Origin of the sequence: Streptomyces sp. NBC_01775 (assembly GCF_035917675.1) — a bacterium.
GTDB lineage: Bacteria > Actinomycetota > Actinomycetes > Streptomycetales > Streptomycetaceae > Streptomyces.
Window position 1 is genome coordinate 2,985,699 of sequence record NZ_CP109104.1, and the last position, 15,600, is coordinate 3,001,298.

The 15,600-nt window shown below is 71.1% G+C and carries 16 protein-coding genes; 8 read left to right on the forward strand and 8 right to left on the reverse strand.

Annotated features, from left to right (window positions below; translation table 11 throughout):
- Positions 1-124: 124 nt before the first annotated feature.
- The 4 genes from OHB04_RS13215 to OHB04_RS13230 form a co-directional block, all read right to left on the reverse strand.
- On the reverse strand, positions 125-463 hold the full coding sequence (locus OHB04_RS13215; RefSeq protein ID WP_326687878.1) for a DUF3817 domain-containing protein: 339 nt from the start codon (positions 461-463) through the stop codon (positions 125-127).
- Between the two features lie 95 nt (positions 464-558).
- The gene (locus tag OHB04_RS13220) at positions 559-1,077 is read right to left on the reverse strand and encodes a MarR family winged helix-turn-helix transcriptional regulator (RefSeq protein WP_326687879.1); all 519 of its coding nucleotides are present in this window, start codon (positions 1,075-1,077) and stop codon (positions 559-561) included.
- Positions 1,078-1,198: 121 nt separating this feature from the next.
- On the reverse strand, positions 1,199-1,495 hold the full coding sequence (locus tag OHB04_RS13225) for an MTH1187 family thiamine-binding protein (RefSeq protein WP_326687880.1): 297 nt from the start codon (positions 1,493-1,495) through the stop codon (positions 1,199-1,201).
- Complete coding sequence (locus OHB04_RS13230) at positions 1,492-1,884, reverse strand: DUF3817 domain-containing protein (RefSeq protein WP_326687881.1); 393 nt, start codon at positions 1,882-1,884, stop codon at positions 1,492-1,494. Before OHB04_RS13230 ends, OHB04_RS13225 begins: the two co-directional genes overlap by 4 nt.
- A gap of 169 nt (positions 1,885-2,053) precedes the next feature.
- On the opposite strand from OHB04_RS13230, the gene OHB04_RS13235 reads away from it, so the two are divergent.
- The 4 genes from OHB04_RS13235 (at position 2,054) to OHB04_RS13250 (ending at position 4,670) form a co-directional block, all read left to right on the forward strand.
- Complete coding sequence (locus OHB04_RS13235) at positions 2,054-2,695, forward strand: AIM24 family protein (RefSeq protein WP_326687882.1); 642 nt, start codon at positions 2,054-2,056, stop codon at positions 2,693-2,695.
- Positions 2,695-3,345 carry an AIM24 family protein gene (locus OHB04_RS13240; protein WP_326687883.1) on the forward strand — a complete coding sequence of 217 codons (651 nt, stop codon included), beginning with the start codon at positions 2,695-2,697 and terminating at the stop codon, positions 3,343-3,345. Before OHB04_RS13235 ends, OHB04_RS13240 begins: the two co-directional genes overlap by 1 nt.
- A complete protein-coding gene (locus OHB04_RS13245) occupies positions 3,342-4,124 on the forward strand; it encodes an AIM24 family protein (protein ID WP_326687884.1) in 783 nt (260 codons plus the stop codon). The genes OHB04_RS13240 and OHB04_RS13245 overlap by 4 nt, the downstream gene beginning before the upstream one ends.
- Positions 4,125-4,193: 69 nt before the next feature.
- Positions 4,194-4,670 (forward strand): MarR family winged helix-turn-helix transcriptional regulator, encoded by a 477-nt coding sequence (locus OHB04_RS13250; protein ID WP_326687885.1) that lies wholly within the window; start codon positions 4,194-4,196, stop codon positions 4,668-4,670.
- A 76-nt stretch (positions 4,671-4,746) separates the two neighbouring features.
- Here OHB04_RS13250 and OHB04_RS13255 read toward each other — a convergent pair whose 3' ends face one another.
- Together OHB04_RS13255 and OHB04_RS13260 are read right to left on the reverse strand one after the other, a co-directional pair.
- Entirely contained in the window at positions 4,747-6,201 is a 1,455-nt protein-coding gene (locus tag OHB04_RS13255) for a sensor histidine kinase (RefSeq protein WP_326807502.1), read from the reverse strand.
- A complete protein-coding gene (locus OHB04_RS13260) occupies positions 6,194-6,880 on the reverse strand; it encodes a response regulator transcription factor (protein WP_326687887.1) in 687 nt (228 codons plus the stop codon). The genes OHB04_RS13255 and OHB04_RS13260 overlap by 8 nt, the downstream gene beginning before the upstream one ends.
- Before the next feature lie 125 nt (positions 6,881-7,005).
- Between OHB04_RS13260 and OHB04_RS13265 the strand changes: the two genes are divergently transcribed.
- Complete coding sequence (locus tag OHB04_RS13265) at positions 7,006-7,686, forward strand: PepSY domain-containing protein (RefSeq protein ID WP_326687888.1); 681 nt, start codon at positions 7,006-7,008, stop codon at positions 7,684-7,686.
- Positions 7,687-7,785: 99 nt separating this feature from the next.
- Here the strand turns inward: OHB04_RS13265 and meaB are convergent, their stop codons facing one another.
- Positions 7,786-8,742: a methylmalonyl Co-A mutase-associated GTPase MeaB gene (gene meaB / locus OHB04_RS13270; RefSeq protein ID WP_326687889.1), complete on the reverse strand. Its 957-nt coding sequence runs from the start codon at positions 8,740-8,742 to the stop codon at positions 7,786-7,788.
- 109 nt (positions 8,743-8,851) lie between these two features.
- A complete protein-coding gene (locus OHB04_RS13275) occupies positions 8,852-10,069 on the reverse strand; it encodes an acetyl-CoA C-acetyltransferase (RefSeq protein WP_326687890.1) in 1,218 nt (405 codons plus the stop codon).
- 137 nt (positions 10,070-10,206) lie between these two features.
- Between OHB04_RS13275 and mce the strand changes: the two genes are divergently transcribed.
- The 3 genes from mce to OHB04_RS13290 all read left to right on the forward strand — a co-directional run bounded on the left by mce (position 10,207) and on the right by OHB04_RS13290 (position 15,506).
- Positions 10,207-10,647, forward strand: a complete 441-nt coding sequence (gene mce, locus OHB04_RS13280; RefSeq protein ID WP_326687891.1) for a methylmalonyl-CoA epimerase — start codon at positions 10,207-10,209, stop codon at positions 10,645-10,647.
- Positions 10,648-10,954: 307 nt separating this feature from the next.
- Entirely contained in the window at positions 10,955-14,428 is a 3,474-nt protein-coding gene (gene scy, locus OHB04_RS13285; RefSeq protein ID WP_326687892.1) for a polarized growth protein Scy, read from the forward strand.
- Between the two features lie 124 nt (positions 14,429-14,552).
- Positions 14,553-15,506, forward strand: a complete 954-nt coding sequence (locus OHB04_RS13290) for a cellulose-binding protein (RefSeq protein ID WP_326687893.1) — start codon at positions 14,553-14,555, stop codon at positions 15,504-15,506.
- Positions 15,507-15,600: the final 94 nt, after the last annotated feature.

Consider the following 15,600-nt stretch of genomic DNA (forward strand, 5'->3'; position numbering starts at 1 on the left):
ATTTACTAGGACGTCCAAGTAAATGTCGATGACAAAGCCCCCGCGCCCTGCCGATGCGGGCGACGGAGGCCGTCGGTGCAGCCGCGCCGGCCCGGCGGAAACCGGACCCGTACGGGGGCGGGGCTCAGGCGCCGACCGGCGCCGCGCCTTCCTCCTTGACCAGCGGGGAGACCTCGCGCGTGACCTTGCGCTCCACGAAGAACGCCGCCGTGGGCACGGTGCCCGCCAGCAGCACCCAGATCTGCTTGCCGAGGGGCCACTTCGCCTTCTGGCCCAGGTCGAAAGCGAAGATCAGGTAGAGGATGTAGAGCCAGCCGTGCGCGATGCCGACCGCGCTGGTGAAGCCGTCCGCGCCGTCCATATGCAGCCCGTACTTGCCGATCATGCCGAGACACAGCAGTACGAGGAGTACGGCGGTGATGTAGGCCATGACGCGGTAGCGGGTCAGCACGCTTCGTTTCATGCGATCGAGCGTAGCCGTCCCATTTGAGGCGGATCTTTCCGCCCCCCTCCCCACCGGGCGCGGCAGCGGCGGGCGCGGGCGTCAGGGAGCGGGCGTCAGCGGGCCGGGGGCTCCGCGAAGTCCTCGGCCGCCACCCGCAGCGGGCGCAGCAGCGCGAAGATCTCGTTCAGCTCCTCGGCGTCATAGGCACCGAGCCCGAACTCCATCGCCATCAGGTCCTCGGTGGCCGCCTCGCACACCTCGCGCCCCTTGGGCGTGATCGCGGCGAGCGTGCCCCGGCCGTCGTTGGGGTTGGGCCGCTTCTCCACGAAGCCCGCCGACTGGAGCCGGTCGACGGTGTTGGTCACCGACGTCGGGTGGACCATCAGGCGCTCGCCGATCTTCGACATCGGCAGCTCGCCCGCCTTGGAGAAGGTGAGCAGCACCAGGGCCTCGTACCGCGCGAACGTCAGCCCGTAGGGCTTGACCACGGCGTCGACCTCGGCAAGCAGGATCTGCTGGGCCCGCATGATGGACGTGATCGCGGCCATCGACGGCACGGACCCCCATCGCTGCTTCCAGTGTTCGTCGGCGCGGGCGATGGGATCGAACGACAGACTGAGCGGCTTCGACACGCCTCGACCCTACCGGCCGGTTGGAGTCGGACTGAAGGCGTCTCACGCTCCGGGCGCTCCCCCGCACACCGACCCGCGCCGGGCGGCGCCCCCGTGGCGGGCGAGCCGGGCCAGGAGGGGCTCAGCCCTCGGTCAGGTAGCGGTCGACGGTCTCGACCTTCGCGGTGAGGCCGTCGGTGACGCCGGGCCTGATGTCGGCCTTGAGGACGAGCGAGACGCGGGGCGCCCGCGCCTCCACGGCGGCCACGGCACGCCGCACCACGTCCATGCACTCCTCCCACTCGCCTTCCAGCGAGGTGAACATGGCGTCCGTGCGGTGCGGCAGCCCCGATTCGCGGACCACGCGCACGGCGTCGGCGACGTACTCACCGACGTCCTCGCCGACGCCCAGCGGGGTGACGGAGAAGGCGACGATCATGAGGCGGCGACGTTCCCTTCCTGCTCCCTGCGGGCGCGCATCGCGATGACGCCCGCCTCTTCCTCCTTGCGCAGCATCCTCTCGGCGAAGAAGCCGCCGGCCGGGACGATCGACAGCACGAAGTAGAGCGCCGCGCGGCCACCCGGCCACTTGTTCCGGTGCCAGGCGTCGGCCCAGAAGATCACGTAAAGGATGAAGAGGACGCCGTGGACGGGTCCCATCACCTTCACGGACCCCTCTCCCCAGCTCGCGTCGGTCGCGTTCTTCGCGACGGAGCAGACGATCAGGATGAGCCAGGAGATCGCCTCGGGGACGGAGGTCAGACGCAGACGGCGCAGGGCGGAGACCGCCTTGGGCGGCAGGCCGCTAGGTGTTTCCAGTATGGCCACGGCAGGTCCTCAGATCATTTGTGAAGGCACGCACAAGCGGTGTCATTGTGACAGCCCTCCTGTCGATCACGCCCCGCAGGGTAGGGAACTGCTGAGGCCTGGCTGAGTACACGAGTACCGGCGGCAGGACTCACTCCCGCTCAGTCCATAGGAACGGTAGGTTCGTCGCGTGGCACAGTTCCAACTCCACGGCACCAAGGTGCTGGCCGTCACGCTCAGCGGCGGCGACGCGGTCAAGGCGAAGAACGGCTCCATGGTCGCCTACGAGGGCGAGATGTCGTTCAAAAAGATGGGCGGCGGCGGCGAGGGCATGCGCGGCATGGTCACCCGCCGGCTCACGGGCGAGCAGATGACGGTGATGGAGGTGAAGGGGCAGGGGGTCTGCTATTTCGCCGACCGCGCCAGCGACATCAGTCTGGTCCGGCTCAACGGCGAGAAACTGCACGTCGAGGCGAGCAATCTGCTGTGCGTGGACGGCGGCCTGCGCACCGGGACGACGTTCACAGGGCTGCGCGGCGCCTCGCAGGGCAACGGCCTGTTCACCACCTCGGTCGAGGGCACCGGGCAGGCGGCCGTCATGTCGGCCGGGCCCGCCGTGCTGCTGCGGGTGACGCAGAACACCCCGCTCCAGGTCGACCCCGGCGCCTACATCGCCCACCAGGGCAATCTGCGGCAGAGCTTCCAGTCGGGCGTCAACTTCCGCACGCTGATGGGCGAGGGCTCCGGCGAATCCTTCCAGGTCCGCTTCGAGGGCGAGGGACTGGTCTACGTACAGCCGAGCGAGCGGAACACGCTGGGAGGCGAGGTCTGATGCCGTTCCGGGAGATCTCCAAGAAGCTGGTCGAGGCCCAGGTGGTGCCGGGTCAGCGGATGTTCAGCCAGCGCGGCGCGATGGTCGGCTACAAGGGCGAGGTGAGCTTCAAGCCCAACATGCAAGGCGGCCAGGGCGGCCTGATGTCCATGATCGGACGCCGGGTCGCGGGCGAGGCCACCCCGCTGATGAGCGTCGAGGGCAACGGCACGGTGATGTTCGGGCACGGCGGTCACCACGTCGAGGTGATCGACCTGGACGGCGACACCCTCTGCGTCGAGGCCGACCGCCTCCTCGCCTTCGACGGCAGCCTCCAGCAGGGCACCCTCTTCCTGGGCAAGGACGGCGGGGTCATGGGCATGGTGCGCGGCCAGGTCTCCGGGCAGGGGCTGTTCACCACGACCCTCACCGGCAAGGGCTCGGTCGCCGTCATGGCGCACGGCGGCATCCTCCAGCTCCCCCTCACCCCCGGCCGCCCGGTCCACGTCGACCCCCAGGCATACGTCGCGCACTTCGGCGACGTCCGCAACAAGCTGTCCTCGGCCCTCGGCTGGCGCGACATGGTCGGCCGCGGCTCGGGCGAGGCGTTCCAGCTCGAACTGTCCGGGAACGGGGCAGTTTTCGTCCAGGCCAGCGAGGAGAAGCTGTGACCACCGACGCCCCCCGGATCTTCGACGTCACGACGCTTCCGTCGAACGACAACGTCAACCCGTACGCCTTCAGCGTGGACCTCAACGGCCAGTGGTTCCTCCAGAAGGGCAAGATGATCGCCTATTACGGGCAGATCGACTTCCAGGGGATCGGCCACGGCCGGCTGGACCGGCTGATCGCCTCCAGCTTCCACTCCCCGCTGCACGCCTCGGACTGGGTGGTCGCCGAGGGCCACGGCAAGCTGCTGCTCGCCGACCGCGCCTTCGACGTCAACTCCTACGACCTGGACGAGGGCAACCTGACCGTCCGCTCCGGCAACCTCCTCGCCTTCGAGCCGTCGCTCTCGCTGAAGCAGTCGATCATCCCCGGCTTTCTGACGCTGATCGGTACGGGGAAGTTCGTGGCCGCCTCCAACGGCGAGGTGCACTTCGTGGAGCCCCCGGTACGGGTCGACCCGCAGGCCCTGGTCGGCTGGGCGGACTGCCCCTCGCCCTGCCACCACTACGACCACGAGTACCTCAAGGGCGTGATGGGCGGCATCCGCGCGCTGACGGGCATGGGCGGTACCTCCGGCGAGGAGCACCAGTTCGAGTTCGTGGGCGCGGGCACCGTTCTGATCCAGTCGACCGAGGTGCTGATGGCCGAGCAGGATACGGGCGCCGTACCGAACCAGGCGGGCGTGCCGGGCGGTGGGCAGGGGGGCCAGGGGCACGGCGGACAGCAGACTCCGCAGTTGCCCGGTCAGCTCGGCAGCCTCCAGCGCCGGTTCGGACTCTGACAACGCTCCGCCGTTTTTACGCCACACCGCGTAAGCACGTGTGTGCGACGCTAGGTAGAGTCTCAAGGTATGGACACCGATAACGGCACCCGTTGGCTGACGGAGGACGAGCAGCGCGCGTGGCGTATCCACCTGGACGTCAGCAGGCTGCTCAGCTACCAGATGGAGCGCGACCTTCAGCCCTTCGGACTGACCCTCAACGACTACGAGATCCTCGTGAACCTCTCGGAGTCGGCGGACCGTCGCCTGCGGATGAGCGACCTCGCCTCGGCGACGCTCCAGTCCAAGAGCCGCCTGTCCCACCAGATCACCCGTATGGAGAAGGCGGAGCTGGTCCGGCGCGAGAGCTGTGAGTCCGACAAGCGCGGCCTGTTCGCCGTGCTGACCGAGCACGGCTGGCAAACCCTGCGCGAGGTGGCCCCCCACCATGTGGCCTCGGTCCGCCGCCACTTCATCGACCGGGTGGACCCGGGCGATCTGTCCCACCTGGAGTCGACCCTGCGGCCGGTCGCCGAGAAGCTCAGGACAGAGCGGGGGCGGCTCTGACCTCTGAGGGCTCCGCCCCCAGACCTCCGCTCCTCGATCCCCGGACAGGCTGATTTCAGCCCGTCCGGGGGCACCATCACCCCTCGGCCGCCAACGGCAGCCGCAGCACAAAGCGGGCCCCCGCCCCAGACGCGCCCTCTTCCGTCAGCGAGCCGCCATGCCGGACGGCAACATCACGGGCGATGGCGAGCCCCAGCCCCGCGCCGCCCTCATCCCGGCTCCGCGCCCCGTCCAGCCGGACGAACCGCTCGAAGATGCGCTCCCGCTCCCCCTCGGGCACCCCCTCCCCGTCGTCGGCGACGACAAGCGCGAGACCCCCGCCCTCCGCCATGACGGAGACCCGCACCTCACTGCCCGCGTGCCGCTGCGCGTTGTCCAGCAGGTTGCCCAGCACCCGGGCCAACTGTCCCTTGGACCCCCGCACCTCGCCGTCCGCGAGCGCTCCCTCGACCCGTACCGGGTGCGGGTCCGCGGCCCGCTGCGCCACTTCCTCCCGCACCAGCGCGGCCAATGACACCCGCGCCTGGGTGGGCCGCTCCCCCGCGTCGAGCCGGGCGAGCAGCAGCAGATCCGCCGCGAGGTTCTGGAGGCGGACGGTGTCCTCCACCGCGCCGTCCAGGTCGAGCAGTTCGGGGTGCGCGGCGGCCACCTCCAGCTGGGTGCGCAGCGAGGCGACAGGGCTGCGCAGCTCGTGCGAGGCGTCGGCGACGAACCGCCGCTGGCGCTCGACGGACCCTTCGAGCGCGGCGAGCGTCTCGTTGGTCGTACGGGCCAGGCGGGCGACCTCGTCGCGCGAGTCCGGCTCGGGCACCCGGCGGGAGAGGTCGGTGCTGGCGGTGATGGCGCTCATCTCCTGCCGGATGCCCTCGACGGGCCGCAGCGCCCGCCGCGTGACCAGCCAGGTGACCCCGGCGACGACGATCAGCAGCACGGGCAGCCCGAACAGCATGGAACGGGTGACGGTGGAGACGGCCTCCCGCTGGGCGCCGAGGGAGGCGCCGGAGTAGACGGTGACGGGCGTCCCGTCGCCGGTGAAGCTCTGGACGCCGACGACGCGGAACTCCTGGGTGCCGACGACGTCTTCCTTGTCGTAGGTGACCTCGCCGTCGTCGTCCACGGGGAGGGCGAGGACCTTGCTCTCCTCGTCCCCGTCGACGTCCTCCCGGCTGTCCTCGTCGGAGTCGTCCTCATCGGACTTGTCGGGCCTGTCGTGCTTGTCCGGCCGCGCGAAATCGGCCATCGCGGGCCGCCGCTCCAGGGGGTCGCTGGCGCCGAGGACCTTGCCGTCGGCATTGACGACCTGCGCGGGCTCGTCGCCGTCCAGCCCGTCCACGTTCCGGACCTCGCTGTCGGGCACGTCGCCGACCTGTGCGGCTGTCGCGCTCGCCGCGTTCTGGGCGGTCAGCTTCGCCGTATCGGCGAGCCCGTCACGCAAGGTGGCGACGACGAAGAACCCGGCGGCGACCAGCGCGAGGGCCACCACGAGGGTCGCGCCGAGCGCGGCCCGGGAGCGTACGGATCCCTTACGCACCGCGTCCCCCGAGGCCCGCGCCCGCGTCGGCCAGCCGGTATCCGGCGCCGCGCACGGTGCTGATCCAGCCGGCGCCGAGCTTGCGGCGCAGCGCGCTGACGTAGACCTCCACGATGTTGACGTCGCCCTCGTAGGCGAAGTCCCAGACGTGTTCGAGGATCTCGGACTTGGAGACGATCTCGCCGCCGCGCACCGCGAGGTACTCCAGCACCGCGAACTCCTTGGTCGTCAGCTCCACTTCGCGCTCGCCCACGGTGACCTGCTGCGAGCCGGGGTCCACGGTCAGCTCGCCGACGCGCAGCACCGTCCTGGCACCCCGCGTACGGCGGCGCAGCAGCGCCCGCACCCGGGCGAGCAGGACGACGTAGGAGAACGGCTTGGTCAGATAGTCGTCGGCCCCGGTGTCCAGGCCCTCCGCCTCGTCGTACTCCCCGTCCTTGGCGGTGAGCATCAGCACGGGCGTCTCGTCGCCCGCCGCGCGCAGGGCTCCGCAGACGCGGTATCCGTTCATCCCCGGAAGCATGATGTCGAGAACGATCAGGTCGTACTCGCTCTCGACCGCCCGGTGCAGTCCTTCGGCACCGTCGTGCACGACGTCCACGGCGAAGCCCTCGGCCATCAGTCCTCTGGCGAGCGACTGGGCCAGTCGGCGCTCGTCCTCCACGATCAGCAGGCGCATACGCCCCACCCTGTCAAAGCGCGGCTGAAGAGGGCTTCAGGTAGCTTCAGCTTACGTTCAGCAACGGCAGGCCACTGTGGAGTCATCGAAAGCGAGAGCGCGAACGATCCGAGGAGTCGAACGTCATGAAGCGCAAGGTCATCATCGCCACCGTCGCCGCCGCCGCACTGGTCGGAGGGGGTACGGCAACCGCGTTCGGCGCTGTCGGCAACAGCGGCGGAGCGGATACGAAGCCGCAGTCCCACTCGAACGTGCGCACGATGGATCACGACGACGACCAGGACGATCACGACGGCGACGACCGCCGGGACGACCGTGACGACCACGACGGCCGCGACGGCGCCGGCAGCCGGGCCCACCGCGCCGAGGAGACCGGCACCGCGGATGTCTCCCTGAGCCGCGCGGTCGAGGCCGTGCACAAGGCCGCGGAGGGCGACATCACCGAGCTGGACCTGGACACCGACCGGAACCGGCTCGTGTGGGAGGCCGACGTCTTCGGCAAGGACGGCAAGTGGCACGACGTGAAGATCGACGCCACCAAGGGCAAGGTCCTCAAGAACCGGGTCGACGCCCACAAGGACGACGACCGCTCCGCTCCCCGCAACGTCAAGCTCGACGCCGCGGCGGCGGGCAAGAAGGCCGCCGCCGCGACCAAGGGCTCCGTCACCTCCCTCGACCTGGAGCGCAACGGCCAGTGGGAGGCCGACGCGGTCGACAAGCGGGGCACCGAGCACGAGCTGGACATCGACGCGGTCTCCGGCAAGGTCACCCACCACGAGACCGAGAAGGCCGGCAACGACGACTGACCTGCACGGCAACTCCCCGGCACCGCCCCGGGCCGGCCCCCGTCCGGCCCGGGGCGGCCTGGTACCGCCCGGTACCGCCCGGTACCGCCGTCGAAGGCGTCACCCCTCGGTGACGCCTTCGACCAGTTCGTCGGCGGCGGCGTACGGGTCCAGCGAACCGCTGATCACCCGCTCGGCCAGCACATCCAGGCGCTGACCGCCCCGCAGCTCGCCCATGCGTTCCCGCAGCGTGGTGACGGCGATCGTCTCGATCTCCTTCGCGGCCCGCGCCGCTCGCCGCTCGCCCAGCACGCCGCGCTCCTCCATCCAGGCCCGGTGCTTCTCCAGCGCGGCGACCATGTCCTCCATGCCCTGGCCGCGGGCCGCCACGGTCTTGACCACCGGAGGCCGCCAGTCCCCGGGCCGGCGTGCCTCGCCCAGGCCCAGCATGTGGTTCAGCTCCCGGACGGTCGCATCCGCGCCGTCCCGGTCGGCCTTGTTGACGACGTAGACGTCGCCGATCTCCAGGATCCCGGCCTTCGCCGCCTGGATACCGTCACCCATGCCGGGTGCGAGCAGCACCACGCTGGTGTCGGCCTGCGCCGCGATCTCCACCTCGGACTGCCCGACGCCGACCGTCTCCACGAGGATCACCTCGCAGCCCGCGGCGTCCAGCACCCGGATCGCCTGCGGCGCGGCCCACGCCAAACCCCCCAGATGGCCCCGGGTGGCCATCGAACGGATGTAGACCCCGGGATCGGATGCATGATCACCCATCCGCACCCGGTCCCCGAGCAGCGCACCGCCCGAGAAGGGCGAGGAGGGGTCGACGGCGAGGACCCCCACCCGCCGCCCCTGCTTGCGGTACGCGCTGACCAGCGCGGACGTCGTCGTGGACTTGCCGACGCCCGGGGAGCCCGTCAGCCCCACGACGAAGGCGTTGCCGCAGCGGGGGGCGAGGGCCGCCATGACCTCGCGGAGCTGGGGGGAGGCCCCCTCCACGAGCGAGATCAGCCGCGCGACAGCCCGCGGCCTCCCCTCCCGGGCCGCCGCCACCAATGCCGCGACATCCACCATTGCGACGCTCCGTTCCTCACGCATCCGTCCACGCATCTGTCCAGGGCGCACCCCCTCCGGCCGAGGGCCGGCAGGTGCCGGGAAGTACCGGCAGGTGCCGGGAAGCCTCTTACGGGACGCGGACGATCAAAGCGTCGCCCTGACCGCCGCCCCCGCACAAGGCGGCGGCCCCCAAGCCGCCGCCCCGCCGCTTCAGCTCCAGCGCGAGGTGCAGAACGAGCCGCGCCCCCGACATTCCGATCGGGTGCCCCAGCGCGATCGCGCCGCCGTTCACATTCACCTTTTCGGGTCCCACCCCGAGGTCCTGCATTGACTGGTACGCCACCGCCGCGAACGCCTCGTTGATCTCGATCAGATCGAGGTCCTCCACCGAGCGCCCCTCCTTCTTCAGCGCGTGCTGAATGGCGTTGGAGGGCTGCGATTGCAGGGAGTTGTCGGGCCCGGCCACGTTCCCGTGCGCGCCGATCTCGGCGATCCACTCCAGGCCCAGCTCCTCGGCCCGCGCCTTGCTCATCACCACGACGGCCGCCGCGCCGTCGGAGATCTGGGAGGCCGAACCCGCCGTGATCGTCCCGTCCTTGGAGAAGGCGGGCCGCAGCTTGCCGAGCGACTCGGCGGTGGAATCGCCCCGGATGCCCTCGTCCTGCGAGAAGAGCACGGGCTCGCCCTTGCGCTGCGGGCCCCTCTGGTTCGGGTAGGTGGCGACTGCGGTGATCTCCTCCTCGAACAGGCCTCCGCTCTGTGCCGCGGCGGCGCGCTGGTGGGAGCGCGCCGCGATCTCGTCCTGCACGTCGCGCGGGATGCCGAGGCGGGTGTTGTGCTTCTCCGTCGAGGCGCCCATCGCGATGCCCTCGAACGAGTCGGTCAGCCCGTCGTGCGCCATGGAGTCGAGCATCTCGATCGCGCCGTACTTGTGGCCCTCGCGGGAGTTGGGCAGCAGGTGCGGCGCGTTGGTCATGGACTCCTGGCCGCCGGCGACGATGACGTCGAACTCGCCCGCACGCACGAGCTGGTCGGCCAGCGCGATCGCGTCGAGGCCCGAGAGACAGACCTTGTTGACCGTCAGCGCGGGGACGCTCATGGGAATGCCCGCCTTCACGGCGGCCTGGCGCGCCGGGATCTGGCCCGCACCGGCCTGGAGCACCTGGCCCATGATCACGTACTCCACCTGGTCTCCACCGATCCCGGCCCGCTCCAGCGCGGCTTTGATGGCGAAACCGCCCAAGTCGGCCCCGGAGAAGGACTTCAGGGAGCCGAGCAGCCGCCCCATGGGCGTACGGGCACCGGCGACAATCACGGAGGTCGTGCTGCTGGACGTACCAGTCATGAGGGGGACCCCTTCGGGCGGGAAGTTAACGAGGGTTACCACTCAAGATACTGAGCGGTACCAGTCCGGGTCACCGGTCAGTGAGTGTGACCGTGCGCACGTTGCGTAACCGCGCCCGGAGCGCTGCACTATTGCCCATGCTGACGCGTATCGACCACATCGGAATCGCCTGCCGCGACCTTGAGGCAACTGTCGATTTCTACTCTCGCACCTACGGCTTCCAGGTGTTCCACACCGAGGTCAACCAGGAACAGGGCGTGCGTGAGGCCATGCTGCGGATCAACGGGACGGACGACGGCGGCGCCTCCTACATCCAGCTCCTGGAGCCCATCCGCGAGGACTCCGCGGTGGGCAAGTGGCTGGCCAAGAACGGCGAAGGCGTCCACCACATCGCCTTCGGCACCGCCGATGTGGACGGCGACTCCGAGGCCATCCGGGACAAGGGCGTCAGGGTGCTCTACGACGAGCCCCGGCACGGCACGATGGACTCGCGCATCACCTTCTTGCACCCGAAGGACTGTCACGGGGTGCTCACCGAACTGGTGACGGCGGCTGCTCCAGCCGACGAGCGGGACTGAGCCGCACAGCCTTGAGCGCGCTCACAGAGCTGGTCACCACGGCCACGGGGAGCAACGGGCCACGGTGGGTGGAGCGGTCGCCTCCGGCCTCCTCCTCAACGGACCACTGACGTCCGCTTCCGGGCCCGGTAGAGTGGCCCCTCGGCCGGGGCGGGCCCTCCCCACCCGACAAGATCTCCGGGCTGGGGGCTCGGTCCACGTTCCGCCGATGATCTGACACCATTTCCGGGAGACGCCGTACACACGGAGTCCACGGAGAGATCTCGGATCATCTCCACGACGACCAGGGGACGGATGGGACCGCGCAGTGCGGGGCAACGACCGCTACGAGGCTGACGACCACCTCTCGCAGTTCGAGGCCGAGATGGATCGGCTCAAGAAGGAGCGCGAGAAGGCCGTCGAGCACGCCGACGACCTCGGCTATCAGGTCGAAGTGCTGCGCGCCAAGCTGCATGAGGCGCGCCGCGCCCTCGCCACGCGCCCGGCCGGCTACGACAACCTCTCCCAACAGGCCGAGCAGTTGCTGCGCAACGCGCAATTGCAGGCCGACCAGATGCGCGCCGACGCCGAGCGCGAGCTGCGCGATGCCCGGGCCCAGACCCAGCGCCTCCTCCAGGAGCAGGCCGAGCAACAGGCCCGCCTGGAATCCGAGCTGCACACCGAGGCCGTACGCCGCCGCCAGCAGCTCGACCAGGAGCTGGCCGAGCGCCGCTCCACGGTCGAGAACCACGTCAACGAGAACGTCGCCTGGGCCGAGCAGCTGCGGGCGCGCACCGAGCAGCAGGCCCGCCGCCTCATGGAGGAGACCAGGGCCGAGACCGAGCAGTCGCTCGCACAGGCCCGCACCGAGGCCCAGCGGCTGACCGAGGAGTCCCGCCAGCGCCTGAGCTCGGAGGCCGAGCACGCCCGCGGCGAGGCCGAGGCGATCTTGCGCCGGGCCAGGACGGACGCCGAGCGCCTGCTCAACGCCGCCTCGGCGCAGGCCCAGGAGGCCACCGACCACGCCGAGCAGCTGCGTACGTCCACGGCCAGCGAGTCGGAAACCAGCAGGCGCGAGGCCGCCGACCTGGTGCGCAAGGCCGAGGAGCGGATGCGCGAGGCGGACACCGCGCTGCGCGAGGCCCGCACCGAGGCCACCCAGAAGCTGGAGGAGGCCGAGGAGGAGGCCGGAAAGCGGCTGGCGGACTGCGAGTCGGAGAACGAGCAGCGCAGCCGCACCGCCAAGGCCGAGGTCGCCCGCCTGGTCGGCGCGGCCACCAAGGACTCGGAAGCGATCAAGGCCGAGGCCGAGCAGCTGCGCGAGGACGCCCGCGCCGAGGCCGAGCGGATGATCGCCGAGGCCCGCGAGAAGGCCCGCTCCACCACGGCCGAGGAGTCGGCCAACCAGCTCGCGGAGGCTGCCCGCACGGCCGAGGACGTGCTGAACAAGGCGTCGGAGGAGGCTCAGGCCACCACCAAGGCGGCGACCGAGGAGTCCGAGCGGCTGCGCAGGGAGGCCGAGGAGGAGGCCGACCGGCTGCGCGCCGAGGCCCACGATGTGGCGGAGCACCTCAAGGGCGCGGCCAAGGACGACACCAAGGAGTACCGCGCCAAGACCGTCGAGCTCCAGGAGGAGGCGCGCAGGCTGCGCGGCGAGGCCGAGCAGCTGCGGGCCGAGGCGGTCGAGGAGGGCGAGAAGATCCGCGGCGAGGCCCGCCGCGACGCCGTCCAGCAGATCGAGGAGGCCGCCAACCGGGCCGAGGAGCTGCTGGCCAAGGCGAAGGCCGACGCCGAGGACACCCGCTCGGACGCCTCCACGGAGAGCGAGCGGGTGCGCACGGAGGCGATCGAGCGCGCCACGACGCTGCGCAAACAGGCCGAGGAGGCTTTGGAGCGGGCCCGCACCGAGGCCGAGGAGCTGCGCTCCCAGGCCGAGGAGCAGGCCGAGCAGACCAGGTCGGACGCCGATGAGGCCGGAGCGCGCACCCGCGAGGAGGCCGAGCAGGCCGCCCGCGAGCGCAGGGCCGAGGCCGACGAGGAGCTGACCCGGCTGCACGAGGAGGCCGAGGCCAAGCTCGCCGAGGCCGAGACCGGGCTGACCGAGGCCCGCACCGAGGCGGAGCGCCTGCGGGACGAGGCCAGGGCGGAGACCGAGCGGCTGCGCACCGAGACGGCCGAGCGGGTGCGTGCGCTGCACCAGCAGGCCGAGGAGGAGGCCGACCGGCTGCGCACCGAGGCCGCGGCCGACGCCTCACAGTCCCGCGCCGAGGGCGAGTCGGTGGCCGTACAGCTGCGCAGCGAGGCCGCCGCCGAGGCGGAGCGGCTGCGCGAGGAGGCGCAGACCACCGCCGACCGGGTGCGCGCCGAGGCGGACGCGGCGGCCGAGCGGACGAACGCGGAGGCGGCCGAGGCACTCGGCGCCGCGCAGGAGGAGGCGGCCCGCCGCAGGCGGGAGGCCGAGGAGCTGCTGGCCGCGGCCCGCGAGGAGGCGCACCAGGAGCGTACGCAGGCGCGCGAGCAGAGCGAGGAGTTGCTGGCCGCGGCCCGCAAGCGGGTCGAGGAGGCACAGACCGAGGCGGAGCGGCTCACCGACGAGGCCGAACGGCGCGCAGCGGAGCTGGTCTCCGCGGCCGAGGAGACGGCGCAGCAGGTGCGGGATTCGGTGGCGCACCTGCGCGAGGAGGCCGAGTCCGAGATCGCGGGCCTGCGTTCGGCGGCCGAGCACGCGGCGCAGACGCTGCGCAGGGAGGCGCAGGAGGAGACGGACGCCGCCAAGTCGCTGGCGGAGCACACCGTCTCGGAGGCGATGGAGGAGGCCGAACGGCTCCGCGCCGACGCCGAGCGGATCAGGGACGAGACGCGCGACGAGGCGGCCACCAAGCGCACGGAGGCCGCCGAGCAGGCCGACCAGCTGATCGCCAAGGCCCAGGAGGAGGCGCTGGCCACGCAGGCCGCCGCCGAGCAGCAGGCCGACAAGATGGTGGGCGCGGCGCGTGCCGAGTCCGAGCGCCTGGTGACCGAGGGGCGCGCCGAGGGCAGGGAGCTGGTCGAGCAGTCCCGCGCCGACGCGGACCAGCTGCTGGAGGAGGCGCGCAGCGACTCCTCCGCGATCCGCGAGCGCACCGAAGAGCTGCGCACCCGCATCGAGTCGGAGGTCGAGGAGCTGCACGAGCGGGCCCGCCGGGAGGCCGCTGAGGCGATGCAGTCGGCCGGCGAGCGCTGCGACAAGCTGGTCAAGGCCGCCGAGGAGCAGCTCGCCGAGGCGCAGGCGCATGCCGAGCAGTTGCGTTCGGACGCCAACGCGGAGGCCGGCAAGGTGCGCATCGCCGCGGTGAAGAAGGCCGAGGGCCTGCTGAAGGAGGCCGAGCAGAAGAAGACCGAAACGCTGCGGGAGGCCGCGCGGCTGCGCGAGGAGGCCAACGCGGAGGCTCAGCGCACGGTCGAGGCCGGACAGCACGAACTGGATGTGCTGGAGCGGCGCCAGAAGGACATCAACGCCGAGATCTCCCGGGTGCAGGATGTGCTGGAGGCCCTGGAGTCGTTCGAGACGCCGGGCGGCGGGCCGCCGGATCCGGGCGCGGCTCCGGGCTCCGGTTCGGGTTCCGGTCCGGGCTCCGGTTCGGGCTCCGGTTCCGGTTCGGGCTCCGGCTCCGGTTCGGGCTCCGGCTCCGGCGGCGGCTCGGGCCGCGGTTCGGGATCGGGCGGCAAAAAGGGCGGCGGCGGCCCCGGGGCAAACGGTGGTGTGACAGCGGGCGTTGGCGCTGGTACAACTCGTTCGAGTGGCAAGGGTACGGAGAGTTAGCCACTCGAAGGAGGGCACATTCTCCAGATCAAACGGGCATAAGCTCGATGACACGCCGCTTTGGCCCCTAGGATTCCCTCTATCACTCCCCGTCTGATAACCCGTCTGAATCGACAGGAACCCCATGAGCGACACTTCCTCCCCCTTCGGCTTCGAGCTCGTGCGGCGTGGCTACGACCGCGGGCAGGTGGACGACCGCATCACGAAGCTCGTCGCCGACCGTGACAGCGCACTGGCCCGTATCACCTCTCTGGAAAAGCGCATCGAGGAACTGCACCTCGAAACGCAGAACGCCCAGGCACAGGTCAACGACGCCGAGCCGTCGTATGCCGGGCTGGGTGCCCGCGTCGAGAAGATCCTCCGCCTCGCGGAGGAAGAGGCCAAGGACCTGCGTGATGAGGCCCGCAAGGCCGCCGATCAGCACCGCGAGCTGGCCGAGGGCGCGGCCCAGCAAGTGCGCAACGACGCCGAGGCGTTCGCAGCGGACCGCAAGGCGAAGGCCGAGGACGAGGGCACCCGTATCGTCGAGAAGGCCCAGGGTGAGGCCACCACCCTGCGGAACGAGGCGCAGAAGGACGCCCAGTCCAAGCGTGAGGAGGCCGACTCCCTTTTCGAGGACACCCGCGCCAAGGCCGCCCAGGCGGCGGCCGATTTCGAGACGAACCTGGCCAAGCGCCGCGAGCAGTCCGAGCGCGACCTGGCCTCCCGTCAGGCGAAGGCCGAGAAGCGGCTCGCCGAGATCGAGCACCGCGCCGAGCAGCTCCGGCTTGAGGCCGAGAAGCTGCGTACCGACGCGGAGCGCCGTGCGCGTCAGACCGTCGAGACCGCGCAGCGCCAGGCCGAGGACATCGTCGCCGACGCGAACGCGAAGGCCGACCGGGTGCGCAGCGAGTCCGAGCGCGAGCTGGCGGCTCTCACCAACCGCCGCGACAGCATCAACGCGCAGCTGACCAACGTGCGCGAGATGCTGGCCACGCTCACGGGCGCCGCTGTGGCCGCCGCCGGGCAGCCGGGCGAGGAGGCAGCCGACGGCGACGAGCAGCTCGGCCGCGGGGTTCCTGCCCAGCAGTCCCGCTGAACGGCAGACGGCTTTTACGAAGCGGTAATCGCACCACACGGCGCGCGGCGCCCGGAGGATCTCCCGGGCTCCGCGTGCCGTGTTGTTTCACGGA

What these genes read in the sequence shown, in the direction of transcription:
- OHB04_RS13215 (WP_326687878.1), bottom strand. Translation starts at nt 463, where the DNA reads ATGAAACGAAGCGTGCTGACCCGCTACCGCGTCATGGCCTACATCACC.
- OHB04_RS13225 (WP_326687880.1), bottom strand. Translation starts at nt 1,495, where the DNA reads ATGATCGTCGCCTTCTCCGTCACCCCGCTGGGCGTCGGCGAGGACGTC.
- OHB04_RS13240 (WP_326687883.1), top strand. Translation starts at nt 2,695, where the DNA reads ATGCCGTTCCGGGAGATCTCCAAGAAGCTGGTCGAGGCCCAGGTGGTG.
- OHB04_RS13250 (WP_326687885.1), top strand. Translation starts at nt 4,194, where the DNA reads ATGGACACCGATAACGGCACCCGTTGGCTGACGGAGGACGAGCAGCGC.
- OHB04_RS13260 (WP_326687887.1), bottom strand. Translation starts at nt 6,880, where the DNA reads ATGCGCCTGCTGATCGTGGAGGACGAGCGCCGACTGGCCCAGTCGCTC.
- OHB04_RS13265 (WP_326687888.1), top strand. Translation starts at nt 7,006, where the DNA reads ATGAAGCGCAAGGTCATCATCGCCACCGTCGCCGCCGCCGCACTGGTC.
- meaB (WP_326687889.1), bottom strand. Translation starts at nt 8,742, where the DNA reads ATGGTGGATGTCGCGGCATTGGTGGCGGCGGCCCGGGAGGGGAGGCCG.
- OHB04_RS13275 (WP_326687890.1), bottom strand. Translation starts at nt 10,069, where the DNA reads ATGACTGGTACGTCCAGCAGCACGACCTCCGTGATTGTCGCCGGTGCC.
- mce (WP_326687891.1), top strand. Translation starts at nt 10,207, where the DNA reads ATGCTGACGCGTATCGACCACATCGGAATCGCCTGCCGCGACCTTGAG.
- OHB04_RS13290 (WP_326687893.1), top strand. Translation starts at nt 14,553, where the DNA reads ATGAGCGACACTTCCTCCCCCTTCGGCTTCGAGCTCGTGCGGCGTGGC.